Origin of the sequence: Roseiarcus sp., assembly GCF_052145395.1 — a bacterium.
Taxonomy (GTDB): domain Bacteria; phylum Pseudomonadota; class Alphaproteobacteria; order Rhizobiales; family Beijerinckiaceae; genus Roseiarcus.
Genome location: NZ_JBKQOT010000790.1, coordinates 1 through 12,219, shown reverse-complemented (window position 1 = coordinate 12,219; position 12,219 = coordinate 1). Strand labels below are relative to the sequence as shown.

The 12,219-nt window shown below is 68.7% G+C and carries 9 protein-coding genes, 1 other RNA gene and 1 pseudogene; 7 read left to right on the top strand and 4 right to left on the bottom strand.

Annotation, left to right across the window (positions count from 1 at the left end):
- The 4 genes from ssrA to ACLP25_RS27195 form a co-directional block, all read left to right on the top strand.
- Positions 1 to 138: a transfer-messenger RNA gene (gene ssrA, locus ACLP25_RS27210) on the top strand; the annotation flags it as partial.
- Positions 139 to 237: 99 nt separating this feature from the next.
- Positions 238 to 798, top strand: coding sequence for an SspB family protein (locus ACLP25_RS27205; RefSeq protein ID WP_442472225.1), 561 nt, complete (start codon positions 238 to 240; stop codon positions 796 to 798).
- Positions 799 to 839: 41 nt separating this feature from the next.
- Positions 840 to 1,028, top strand: coding sequence for a DUF4169 family protein (locus tag ACLP25_RS27200; RefSeq protein ID WP_442472224.1), 189 nt, complete (start codon positions 840 to 842; stop codon positions 1,026 to 1,028).
- Positions 1,018 to 1,287 carry a ribbon-helix-helix domain-containing protein gene (locus ACLP25_RS27195; protein ID WP_442472223.1) on the top strand — a complete coding sequence of 90 codons (270 nt, stop codon included), beginning with the start codon at positions 1,018 to 1,020 and terminating at the stop codon, positions 1,285 to 1,287. Before ACLP25_RS27200 ends, ACLP25_RS27195 begins: the two co-directional genes overlap by 11 nt.
- A 93-nt stretch (positions 1,288 to 1,380) precedes the next feature.
- On the opposite strand, the gene ACLP25_RS27190 is transcribed toward ACLP25_RS27195, so the two are convergent.
- A complete protein-coding gene (locus ACLP25_RS27190; RefSeq protein WP_442472222.1) occupies positions 1,381 to 5,292 on the bottom strand; it encodes an AsmA family protein in 3,912 nt (1,303 codons plus the stop codon).
- A 216-nt stretch (positions 5,293 to 5,508) separates the two neighbouring features.
- Here ACLP25_RS27190 and ACLP25_RS27185 point away from each other — a divergent pair, with 216 nt between their 5' ends.
- The 3 genes from ACLP25_RS27185 to ACLP25_RS27175 all read left to right on the top strand — a co-directional run bounded on the left by ACLP25_RS27185 (position 5,509) and on the right by ACLP25_RS27175 (position 8,382).
- Positions 5,509 to 6,618, top strand: a complete 1,110-nt coding sequence (locus ACLP25_RS27185; protein ID WP_442472221.1) for an ABC transporter substrate-binding protein — start codon at positions 5,509 to 5,511, stop codon at positions 6,616 to 6,618.
- Positions 6,619 to 6,724: 106 nt separating this feature from the next.
- Positions 6,725 to 7,600: an ABC transporter permease gene (locus ACLP25_RS27180; RefSeq protein ID WP_442472220.1), complete on the top strand. Its 876-nt coding sequence runs from the start codon at positions 6,725 to 6,727 to the stop codon at positions 7,598 to 7,600.
- Entirely contained in the window at positions 7,597 to 8,382 is a 786-nt protein-coding gene (locus ACLP25_RS27175) for an ABC transporter permease (RefSeq protein ID WP_442472219.1), read from the top strand. Before ACLP25_RS27180 ends, ACLP25_RS27175 begins: the two co-directional genes overlap by 4 nt.
- A 19-nt stretch (positions 8,383 to 8,401) precedes the next feature.
- On the opposite strand, the pseudogene paoC reads toward ACLP25_RS27175, so the two are convergent.
- The 3 genes and pseudogenes from paoC to paoA all read right to left on the bottom strand — a co-directional run bounded on the left by paoC (position 8,402) and on the right by paoA (position 12,195).
- A pseudogene (paoC, locus tag ACLP25_RS27170) lies at positions 8,402 to 10,601 on the bottom strand (aldehyde oxidoreductase molybdenum-binding subunit PaoC).
- The gene (locus ACLP25_RS27165; protein ID WP_442472218.1) at positions 10,598 to 11,551 is read right to left on the bottom strand and encodes an FAD binding domain-containing protein; all 954 of its coding nucleotides are present in this window, start codon (positions 11,549 to 11,551) and stop codon (positions 10,598 to 10,600) included. The pseudogene paoC and the gene ACLP25_RS27165 overlap by 4 nt, the downstream one beginning before the upstream one ends.
- Positions 11,548 to 12,195 (bottom strand): aldehyde dehydrogenase iron-sulfur subunit PaoA, encoded by a 648-nt coding sequence (gene paoA, locus ACLP25_RS27160; RefSeq protein ID WP_442472226.1) that lies wholly within the window; start codon positions 12,193 to 12,195, stop codon positions 11,548 to 11,550. The genes ACLP25_RS27165 and paoA overlap by 4 nt, the downstream gene beginning before the upstream one ends.
- Between the last annotated feature and the right edge of the window lie 24 nt (positions 12,196 to 12,219).

Below are 12,219 nucleotides of genomic sequence, written 5' to 3'. Positions count from 1 at the left end.
TCAAACTTATAGTTGCCAACGACAACTATGCTCCGGTGGCCCTCGCCGCGTAATGCGGTGCTGGTACTGGAATTAAAGTCCTGAGGGTTTGCACCTTCAGGCGGGGTCCGGAGGCGCCTGGCAACAGAAGCCTCCACTTCTCTTTCACGATTAGCTGCGCCGTTGCTTGCAACCATGGCGTCGTTTGCAACCAAACGGACGCTCGGCTAAACCAAGGATCGAAGCTGGCATCTGCGCATGGCGACCGACCTTATCCGCTACGATCTTCTGGTTCAGGACGCGCTGCGTTCGGTCGTGCGCCGAGTGCTGGCCGACACGGCGCGGTCCGGCCTTCCCGGCGATCATCATTTCAACATCGCGTTCAAGACCCAGGCGCCCGGCGTGGTCGTTCCGGCGGGGCTCAAGAACCGTTTTCCGGACGAGATGTCGATCATCCTGCAGCACGAGTTCTTTGAGCTGGTCGTGACGCCGGAAGCGTTCGAGGTGACGCTCAATTTTTCGCGCAAGTCGGAGCGGGTGACAGTGCCGTTCGACGCCATCACCGGGTTCACCGATCCGTCGGTGCCGTTCGGCTTCAAGCTGGAGCCGCGCACTCCCGACGAACAGGCCGCAGCGCCGGCCGCCGCGACCGCGCCGCGCTCCGACGCCAAGCCGGCCCCTCCGCCCGCTCCGGCGGCGAAGCCGGACGAGGCGAAGGCCGGCCCCTCCGCCGGCAAGGCCGCCGCGGCGCCGGACAAGGGCGCGGAGGCCGCTGGCGCGGCGAAGGTCGTGTCGATAGACGCCTTCCGCAAGAAATAGGGCGGCAAGCAATCGGCACGAGCGGCGCGGACGGAAACCGGATGGGCGATCTTGTCAACCTGCGCCAGGCGCGCAAACGTCGGGAACGCGAGCGCGAAGCGTCGGCCGCGGCCGAAAACCGCGCCGTCCATGGGATGACGAGGGCGGAGCGGCAAAAGGCCGAGAGGGAGCGCGAGAAGGCGGCGCGCAGCCTCGACTCTCATAAGCTCGACCGCTCCGATGACGCCTGAAATCGGACGCGCCCGCGTCGTCAAACGCTCGCTTGCAATCGCGGGCCATCGAACCAGCGTATCGCTTGAAGACGCGTTCTGGCGGCGGCTGCAGGCCATCGCGACCGAGCGTGGCATTTCTGTCAACGCGCTCGCCGCGGACGTCGACGCCGGCCGAGGAGAGGCCAACCTGTCGTCGGCGCTGCGCGTCTTCATCCTCGAGGCGGTGAGTGCCGAGGGCCGGACGCTCTCCGAGCGCCTTGAAACCGAGAGGCCGTGAGCCGCCGGCCTCCGGACGGATTCCGCCTGACTGGCAGAAATGCCGTCGCGCCTGCGGACCCGACGACTGCGTCTTGTTTCGCTCGGGCCAGCCTCAGTAGATTCCGCTTGCGGCCGGGTCCGGCGCCGAAGCGGGCGGCGCGGGCTTCGGCTTTGGCCGTGCGGGCGGGATCGGCGCGTTGGAGGCGGCGCCGTATTCGTCGGTCTTCGTCGCGCCGTCGCTCCGCTGCAGCGGCCTGACGGCCGGCGCCTCCGCCGGCCGGTCCGACGGGATCGGGCGCGGAGCGACGGAATTCTCCTCCCCGGCCTTCTCACGTTCCGCTTTGTCCCGGGCGGCCTTCTCCTCGGCCTCTTCAGCCGCCTTCTCTTGCTGAGACTTCTCCGCCGCGGCTTTTTCGGCGGCCGCCTTTTCGGCCGCGAGTCTTTGTTCTTCGGACCGTTGCTCCGCCAGATGCTGGGCGAGGCCTCTCATGCGCTCCTGTTCTGCGCGCCAGTCCTCGATTTCGGCGTTGCGGCGATCGAGGAACCGCTCCCCCTTGAGCCGGCGGTTGAAGAAGGCGCGCTCGCGGATGTCGGCTTCGAGACTCGCGATGCGATCGGATTCACGGGTGATCGCCTCGGTCGCAAGCCCGGCCGAGAGCCCCGCGACGTCGACTTGCCGCTTCGGCGCGCCGAGCGCATCCTCGAGCGTCACCGTCGCGCTCGGGTTCGGCCCCGACCAGAATTTGAGGGCCGCCCCCGGACCGTTCAGCTGAAGCCGAGTCTCGACCGCCAGTCGGACGAGGTCGAGGCTCGCCTCGAGACTCGCCTCGACATGGGGTCGCGCGATCGCCACCGGGCCGAGCTTGATCGTCCCGGCGCTGAGCGATACCGGCGCCGAACCATCGGGAATCGCGAGCGGACCTTTGTCGAGCGACGCCGCGAACCGGTAGGCGACGTTCGTCTCGTCGATCTGGGCGTCCGGCGCCTGCGCCGCCGTGACGACGCGGTCGAGCGCGTCCGGATCGCTGGCCGCGAGCGCCGCGCCGGAAAATTCGGCGGTTCCGCCGCCCGCGAGCCCCGCGATCAGCGCGGCGACGCTCCGGCCGGTCGATGCAAAGTCGACATGGCCGCCGACGCGGCCGGAGAACGCTCCGCGCCGGACCGGCAGCGGCTCAACCTTCAGCGCGCCGTCGAGCGTCGCTGTCTCGCGGCTGCGCCTCAGCGTCGCGCGGCCGGAGACGGCGCCGCCCGGGAGCTTCATGGCGAAGTCCTCGAGGTCGAGCCGACCGCTGTCGTATCGGAGATCGGTCGAGAACCCCTGCGCAGAAAGGCCATCGGCGACGCCAAGCGTTCCCACGTTCAGGCGCACATCGGCGGCGGGCGGGGTCAGCGGCGGGGCGGCGAATTTTGCGTCCGACCATTGCGCGCCGCTCGCTGCGGGGCGCGGGGGCCCGAGAGCCAGCGAGGTGAGATCGGAGAGACGAAGACGGTCGACCGTCAGGGCGCCGGTAACCGCGGCGGGCGGCGGGAATGCGCTTGCAGCCGGGCCGTTGACGGCTTCCTCGGCGCGTGAAAGGTCGGGGCTCGCGACCGGCTCGAGGCTCTCGGGGGGCGGCTCGTAGCTGAGTTCGCCGGACGCCCTTACGCCCGCGACCGTCGCGGCCAGGCGCGAGACATTCCAGCGCTCGCCGCGCAGCGTGACGTCCGCCGACGCTTCGACAGGGCCGATGGCGCCGCTCGCCGGGGCAAGGCCGAGGACGGAGGCGAGCGGCGCGACGTTTCCCCCTTTTAGCTTGAACGAGCCGAACAGGCTCGCCTCGTCGCCCCCGGCGGTCGGCGCATAGCGGCCCCGCGCCGTAAGTGTCGCGCCGGCGACGGAGGCGGCCGCATCGACGTCGAAGCCCCTCTCCCACGCGCCCGAGGCGCGCAATTCGACGTGCCCCGCCCCGCCCGGCTCCGCCGCCGTTCCGAGGCCGAGCTGCCGCAGAAGCGCGCCGGCGTCCGGCGAATCCAGGACCAGCGTCATCGCCTCTCCATCGCTCTTCGTCGTCGGCTGGACACTGAGCGAGGCCGTGGTCCGCGCGATCGTCCCGCTCGCATTCACCGAGGAGAAAGCCGCCGCCCCCGTCGCGAGCGCAACGCCGCGCGCGTCGAAGGCGATCGAAGCCGGCGACAGGAGCGGCGCGCGCTGAATGAACGCCCGGCTCCACGGCCTCGGCGCGAGGCGGGAGACGAGTGCGGCGAAATCCCTGAGCTTGTCCGCGCTCAAGCGGCCGGACGCCGTCCCGCCATCCGGTCCGTATGCGCCCGTCGCCTCGACCGAGGCGCCGCCGAGGCCGGCCACCGCGAGGCGATCGAGCGCGAGCTTCGGGCCGGTCTTGCTCAGCTTGAGGACCAGCGACGCGCCGTCGATCCCGGCGTCGCCGACGTGCGCCACGCTGAGGGCCTTGGCCGACAGCGACAGCGAGAGGTCATCGCCGCCGACCAGCGACCGGGCGGCGTCGAAACTCGGCAGCGCGTCCACGTCGAGCGTGTCGGCGGCGTGGTCGGCGTAGATTCGGCCGGGGTCGGCGCCGACCGGCCGGGTGAAGGCCAGCGAGCCGGTCAGGATTGAGCGCCCGAGGGCGATCTTGAGATTCTTGCCGGAAAATCCGATCTTCGCAGCCTCGACCTCGCCCGAGACGGCGAGGCTCTGAGAAGGCAGCGCGTCGGCGAGCGCCGAGGCCCACGCGCCGAGTTCCGGCGCGCCCTCACCCGCCCACCCGCCGAGCAGAGCGGAGTCTTCGGTTGAAAAATCGATCGCGCCGGTGAACCGCGCCGCTTCGCCCGTCTCGACAACGCCCTCGCCTTTGAGGCGGCTCTTGCCCGGAAGCCCGAGGTCGAAGCGGGTCATCAGCGGCTCGCCGGGCCTGGCTCTCAGAGAGGCTGCAACCCCCTCGAGCGTATCGCCGCCGAGAATGGCTGAATCGACGGCGAGGCGCGCGTCGAGCGTCGCGGACCCCGCCCCGGCGAGGGCGGGGGCGAGCGCGGCGGAGAGAGCCTCGACAGCCCGCGCCGGGGGGACGGCGTCCTCGCCCTTGCGCCGGAGGAGCGCGTCGAGGTTCGCCTGCTTGGCCTTCGCCTCGATCGTGAGCCGCGCCTGGCCGCGACCCGCGAACGCCGCCGAACCCTCCGCCCTCAGCGCGCGTTCTTCAGGCCCGAAGCGGAACTCGGCGCTTGCCAGCGCCGCCCCGTCGAGATCGGCGGAAAACGTTCCTGCCGCGCGCCATGGCGTTAGTCCGTCAACGCCCGGCGACGTTCCCGTGATCACGGCCGTCCCCGCCGCGCTCGGCCCTTTGGGTCCGGCCGCCGCGAGCGTTCCGTCGAACTCGATCGCGGGCCAGACGGGGCCCGGGTCGATCGCGATCCGGACCGGCGCGCCCGCCGGCCCCGCCTTTTCCGAGGCAATGCGGAAGACGATCGGGACGCCGCCCGGCCCCGCCGCCTGTCCCGAGACGTGGTAGGGGCCGGCGAGCGACGGCGCGTCGCCGGCGAGTTGGACGCCTCTGATCGTCCGATCCTGCCCGCCCGCCTTCGCGGCGATCCGAAGGGTTCCGTCCCTGACCGAGAACCGGTCGAAGCCGACCGCATCGCCCGGGGCCGCGGCCGGCAGAACAAAGGCGCCGCCGGCGGCGCGCGTGAGCGTCAGGACCGGCTTCTCGAGCCGGACGTCGGTGAAGCGGAAGGCGCCGCTGGCGAGCTTGACCATGGCGAGTTCGAGCCGCGCCCCCTCGAAGGTGAGCCGCGGGGCGTCCGGCCCGGCGCCGGCCGCCGCTCCCGCGCCGACCTCGATGTAGGGCGCGGGGAGGAGCCTCAGCGTCACCGGCCCGTTGAGCGTCACGCTGCCGCCGGTCAAGGCTTCGAGACGCTCGGCGATTTCCGCGCGATGGGCCGACCAGTCGATGAAGTAGGGAACGATCAGCGCCACCGTCAGCAACGTGACGAGCGCGATCGCGATAATGGTCAGGATGACGCGCACGGACAAGCAAACATCTTTCGCCCCTCGGGAATCACCGGAGCGCGGCGACCATCGCTGCGCAAAATGGCGCGAAAATATGACGGGAGCAACGCGCAAGGTCGAGGCGGAGGGGCGCTCCTGTGGATTCCCGGGCCCATGGACATGCGAACGTCATGCGGGCCGACTACGTGAGGAAGGTTGCGCCGCCGGCAGAGCGCGACGGCTCGGCCCCGGGAGACGAAAATGAGCATCGGAATACGGACTTCGCTTCAGGCCGCGGCCGGCCTTCTCCTTCTCGGCGTCGCCGGTCACGGCGAAGCGGCGGGACTCGACGATCTCGTCGCGGCGGCCAAACAGGAAGGACAGCTGACCGTCATCGCACTGCCGCGCGACTGGCGCCGCTACGGCGTGCTGATCGACAGTTTCAAGGCGAAATACGGGATCGCCGTCAACGAGTTGAACCCCGACGGGGGGTCGGGCGACGAGGTCGAGGCGATCAAGGCCAACAAGGCCAACAAAGGCCCACAGGCGCCCGACGTGATCGACGTCGGCCTGTCGTTCGGCCCCGGCGCCAAGGCCGAAGGTCTGCTGCAGCCTTACAAGGTCGCGACCTGGGACACGATCCCGGACTCGGCGAAGGACCCCGAGGGCTACTGGACCGGCGACTATTACGGGGTGCTGTCGTTCGCGGTGAATTCGGACATCGTGAAGACGCCGCCGGCCGACTGGTCCGACCTCTTGAAGCCGGAGTTCAAGGGCTCGGTTGCGCTCGCGGGCGACCCGCGCGCCTCGAATCAGGCGACGATGGGCGTCTATGCCGCAGGGCTCGCCGGCGGCGCGACCGACGCCGTGAAGGCCGCGGAGGACGGGCTGATATTCTTCGCCGACCTCAACAAGAGCGGCAACTTCGTCCCGGCGATCGGCAAGGCCGCCTCGATCGCCCAGGGCGAGACGCCGGTGCTTGTGTTCTGGGACTACAACGCCCTCGCGGCCCGCGACAACTTGAAGGGCAATCCCAAGGTCGACGTCATCGTGCCCAAGAGCGGCGTCGTGGCGGGCGTCTACGTTCAGGCGATCAGCGCCTATGCGCCCCATCCCAACGCCGCCAAGCTGTGGCTTGAGCACCTCTATTCCGATGAGGGCCAGATCGGGTGGCTGAAGGGGTACTGCCATCCGATCCGCTTCAACAACCTCGTCGAGACGGGCAAGGCGCCCGCCGACGTGCTCTCCGCCCTGCCCCCCGCCGCGGGCTACGCCAAGGCGAAGTTCCCGACACTCGACGAGCAGAAGGCGGCCAAGGAGGTCATCGCAAGGGAATGGGACTCCGTCGTCGGCGCGACGGTGGCGAAGTAGCCGCGCGCTCTCGGGATCGTCGTCGTTTGGAGGCGCGGCGTCTCGCCGCACCGAGGCGCGCGAGACGCGCGCCCTTCAACGCCAGCCGGAAGCCGGCCACGCCGCCATGACCTCCGCCCCCTCCTCCCGTCCCTTCGCCCGCCGTCCCGACTGGGGCGCGTGGCTGGGCGTTGCGCCGTTTTTCCTCTTCGCCGCGATGTTTTTGATCGCGCCGACGGCTTGGCTTCTCGTCGGCGCTTTCGAGGATCGCGACGGCGCGTTCACCCTCGCCAACATCGCCCGGCTCGGCCAGCCGTCGATCCGGCTCTCCTACTGGCTCAGCCTCGAGGTCAGCGCCGCCTCGGCCGCGCTCGGCGCGCTATTCGGGCTCGGGCTCGCGCTCGTGGCGCTCTGCGGCGGCTTGCCCCAATGGGTCCGCCCGACGCTGATGACCTTCAGCGGCGTCGCCTCCAATTTCGCCGGCGTACCGCTCGCCTTCGCCTTCATGGCGACGCTCGGGCGGCTCGGGCTCGTCACCGTGCTCCTCAAAAATCTCGGCGTCGATCTCTACGCGGCGGGCTTCAACATTCTGACCTTCTGGGGCCTCACCGTCACCTATCTCTATTTCCAGATCCCGCTGATGGTCCTGGTGGTCGCGCCGGCGATCGACGGCCTGAAGCCCGAGTGGGCGGAGGCGGCCGAAACGCTCGGGGCGAGCCCGTTGCAATACTGGCGCATGATCGCCCTGCCGGTCCTCATGCCCAGCGCGCTCGGCGCGGCGCTCCTTTTGTTCGCCAACGCCTTCGGGGCGATCGCGACGGCCTATGCGCTGACCGGCTCCTCGTTCAACATCGCGCCAATCCTGCTCTACGCTGAGATCCGCGGCGACGTGCTGCACGACCCGAACCTCGGCTACGCCATGGCGGTCGGGATGCTGGCGATCACCGGCTTTTCGAACCTCGCCTACCTCGCCTTGCGCTCGCGCTCGGAGCGGCTGCGATGAGGCGCGGACGGCTCGGCGCCTGGGCGGCGGTCGGACTCGGGGCAGTCTATTTGCTCGCTCCGCTGATCGCGACCTTCGAGTTCTCGCTGCGCATGCGGCGCGGGGCCTACAGCTTCGACGCCTTTCGCGCCGTGTTCGCGAGCGGCAAGTTCCACCAAGCGTTCCTCTATTCGACTGTGCTGGCGCTCGTCACAATCGTCGTCGCCGCCGCGATCGTGGTTCCGACCGCCTGTTTCGTCCGCCTGCGCCTGCCGCGTCTCGCCGGGATCGTCGAGTTCATCACCCTTTTGCCGCTGGTGATTCCGGCGATCGTGCTGGTGTTCGGCTACATCCGCCTCTACGGGTCGTCGTCCGTTCTGCCGCTGACCTCGACATCGCTCGGCGCCGACGCGCTTTTGATGTTCGGCTACGTCGGCCTCGGCCTGCCGTACATGTATCGCGCCGTCGATACGGCATTGCAGGCGATCGACGCGCGCACGCTGACCGAGGCCGCAGAGAGCCAGGGAGCGGGGCCGCTCACAATCCTGATCGAGGTCATGCTTCCGAACATTCGCGCCGGCGTGCTCTCGGGCGCGTTCCTGACTTTCGCCATTGTGATCGGCGAGTTCACCATGGCGAGCCTGCTCGATCGGTCGGCTTTCGGGCCCTATCTCCAGCTCATCGGCGCCTCGCGCGCCTATGAGCCGGCTGCGCTTGCGATCATCGCGTTCGCGCTGACCTGGGCCTGCCTCGGCCTCATCCAGCTCGTCGGCGGCGCCCCGCCGGCGGCGGCGAGACGGTAGGGCGGTTTAAGATGCCTCGTCACGCCACCTCCGGCAGGCGACCCAGGAACTTGTCGAGGGTGATCGGATAGTCCCGGACACGAACTCCCGTCGCGTTATAGACGGCGTTCGCGATCGCTGCGGCGACGCCGCACAAGCCCAGTTCGCCAATGCCCTTCGCCTTCATGGGCGAGGAGATCGGGTCCGTTTCATCGAGGAAGATGACGTCCTGATGGGGAATGTCGGCGTGGACCGGAACTTCATACCCGGCGAGGTCGTGGTTGACAAAGAAGCCGATCCTCTTGTCAACCACGAGCTCTTCCATCAGCGCCGCGCCGACCCCCATGGTCATCGCCCCAATCACCTGACTGCCTGCGGTCTTGGGATTGAGGATGCGACCCGAGGCGCAGACGGCGAGCATGCGGCGGACGCGGATCTGGCCGGTCGCCGAGTCGACGGCGACCTCGACGAAATGCGCGGCGAAGGTGGATTCCTGATATTTTTTGTCGAGGTCGCCATATTCGATGGCGTCCTCGGCCGTGAGGTCGCCGTCGGACGCGGCCTCAGCAAGCGGAATTCTGCGGCCGCCGGATTGAACCTGGCCATCGGCGAACGCGACGTCCGCGGCGTCGAACCCGAGCCTCTCGGCGACGGCGCCGCGCAACTTGACACAGGCGGCGTAGACGCCAGACGTCGAATTGTTGGCGCCGAACTGCCCACCCGATCCCGACGACACCGGAAAGCTGGAGTCGCCGAGCCGGACCGCCACTTTGTGCAGCGGCAGGCCCATCATCTCCGACGCCGTCTGGGCGATGATCGTGTACGAGCCGGTGCCGATGTCGGTCATGTCCGTCTCGACCGTGACGACTCCCCGGTTGTCGAGCCGCACCCGCGCGCCGGACTTGGTCAAGAGGTTGTTGCGGAAACCGATCGCGAGCCCATGGCCGATCAACTGGGGCCCCTCTCGGGTCACTCCCGGGGTGGGATTGCGCTTCGCCCAGCCGAACCGCTCAGCGCCGAGGCGCGCGCATTCGACGAGCTGGCGCTTGGAGAACGGCCGCTCCAGTCTCTCCGGATCGACCTGAGTATCGTGGAGGATGCGGAATTCCAGCGGATCGATCCCGAGTCTTTCGGCCATCTCGTCCATGGCGATCTCGAGCGCCATCAGCCCTGGCGCTTCGCCCGGCGCGCGCATGGCGTTGCCCTCGGGCAAGTCGAGCGCCGCGAGTCTCAGCGCGGTCATTCGGTTCGCGCCTGCGTAGAGCAGCCGCTTCTGGCCGATGGCGTTCTCCGGTCGGCCGCCATCGAGATTGCCCGACCAGCTTTCGTGGCCGATGGCCGTGATTTTCCCGTCCGGCCCGGCGCCGATGCGAATGCGCTGGATGGTCGCGGGCCGATGGGTCGTGTTGTTGAAGACGAACGGCCGCGGCAGCGCCACCTTCACGGGCCGTCCGATGGCCCTGGCGCCCAGCGCCGCCAATACGGCGTCCGCGCGCAAAAACAGTTTGCTGCCGAAGCCGCCCCCGAGGAAGGGCGACACGAGCCGTACTTTCTCTTTCGCAATGCCCAGCGTCGTCGCGAGATCGGTTCTTCCCCGGTCGATCAGCTGGTTCGACGTCCAGACCGTGAGTCGGTCGCCGTTCCAGACGGCTGTCGAGGCGTGCGGCTCCATCATCGCGTGAGAGTGATCCGGCGTGGCGTAGGTTTCATCGAGGCGTACGGGAGCGGCGGCGAAGGCCGCCTCGAAATCGCCAGCCGCGCTCTCCGACTTGCCCGATTTGGGGGATGACAGCCGAATCCTTTGCGGCAGCCAGATCAAAGGCGCCCGGGGCGCGGTCATACTCGACCTTGACAAGGGCCGCTCCCGCGCGCGCCTGCTCGAAAGACTCGGCGACGACGAGCGCGATCGCTTGATGGTAATGGGCGACGTCCGGGCCGCCGAGCAGCGGGGCCGCATTCGTGGCGCCCTTGCCGAGCTTGCCTGCGTTCTCCGCCGTCAGGACGGCGAGCACGCCCGGCAGGGCTTTGGCGCCCGCCGCGTCGATCGACAGGATTCGGCCTTTCGCTATTGCCGAGCCGATGACATAGCCATAGGCCGCGTTCGGCGCGACGTCGTAGCGCTCGTAAGCGTAAGGAGCGCGGCCGGTGGTCTTCAGCGGTCCGTCGATCCGGTCTGTCGGCTGTCCGACGATCCTCAGCTGATCGATTGGATTTGTGGTTGCGGGCGCGTCGAATTTCATGGGTTCGCCCTCGCCTCGGTGAGAATGGCACCGAGCGTACGCTCGGCCAGTTGAACCTTGAACGCGTTTTCGTCGGTCGGTTGCGCCTCGGCGAAAAGCCTGCCCGTCACTGCCTTTGCCCCGCGCGGCAGGTCGGCTTCCGCAGCCTCGTCGCGCCAGGGCTTCGGCGCCACGCCGCCGAGCGCGACGCGACCGGTCCCGTCGGAATGGACGATCGCCCCCACGGAGACGAGCGCAAACGCATAGGACGCCCGGTCTCGCACCTTCAGATAGACCTGCTTACCGCCGACCGGTTTCGGCAAAACAACGCTCGTGATCAGTTCGCCTGGGGTCAGCGCCGTCTCGAGATGCGGCGTATCGCCGGGAAGGCGATGAAAGTCGGCGATGGGGATGGCGCGCTCGCTTCCGTCCGGTTGCACGGTCTCGACCTTGGCGTCGAGCGCCCGCATCGCGACGGCCATGTCGCTTGAATGCGTTGCGATGCAGGCCTCGCTTCCGCCGACGACGGCGAGCGAGCGCGTGTAGCCGCCGATCGCCGAGCAGCCGCTGCCGGGCTGGCGCTTGTTGCAAGGCTGGTTCGGGTCATAGAAATACGGGCAGCGCGTGCGCTGGAGGAGGTTGCCGGCGGTCGTCGCCTTGTTGCGCAACTGCCCCGAGGCGCCGGCGAGGAGGGCGCGCGACAAGAGCAGATAGTTCTTTCGCACGCGCGGATCGGCGGCGAGGTCGGTGTTGCGCACGAGCGCTCCGATTCTCAAGCCGCCGTCCCCTGTCGGCTCGATCTTGTCCAGCGCGAGACCGTTCACGTCGACAAGATGGGTCGGCGTCTCGATTTCGAGCTTCATCAGGTCGAGGAGGTTCGTGCCGCCGGCGATGAACTTCGCGCCTTCCGCCCGCGCGGCGACGGCAGCTTCGCGGGGCGTGCGTGCGCGCTCGTAGGTGAAGGGCCTCATGCCTTCCTCCCTGCGACCTCTTGGATCGCTTCCATGATGTTGGAATAGGCGCCGCAGCGGCAGATGTTCCCGCTCATCCGCTCGCGAAATTCGGCAAGGCTCGCTTCGGGAGACGCCGTCAGATCGTCGGTGACGAGGCTTGGGACGCCGGCCTCGACCTCCTTCAGCATGGCGACCGAGGAGCAGATCTGACCCGGGGTGCAGTACCCGCATTGATATCCGTCATGCTTGATGAAGGCGGCCTGCATCGGGTGCAGGCTTTCGGGCGATCCCAGTCCTTCAATGGTCGTGACGCTGTCGCCTTCGTGCATGACGGCGAGGGTCAGGCAGGAATTGATCCGGCGCCCGTTGACCATCACCGTGCAGGCGCCGCACTGCCCGTGGTCGCAGCCCTTTTTCGTGCCGGTCATGTGGAGTTGCTCGCGGAGCGCGTCCAGGAGTGTCGTCCGCGTGTCGACCTTGAGCGAGCGCGGCTCGCCGTTCACGGTGAAGGCGACCGTTGGGAAGACAGCTTCCGGCCATGCCGTCGCCGAGGCCGCCGGCTCATCCAGGGCGATCGCCGGCGCGGCGCCGGCCGCAATCGCCGCGGCGCCGACGACCATCAGATCGCGGCGGGTAACCTTGAAAGCGCCGGAACTGCGCATAGAAATCGCTCCGATCGTTCGTAT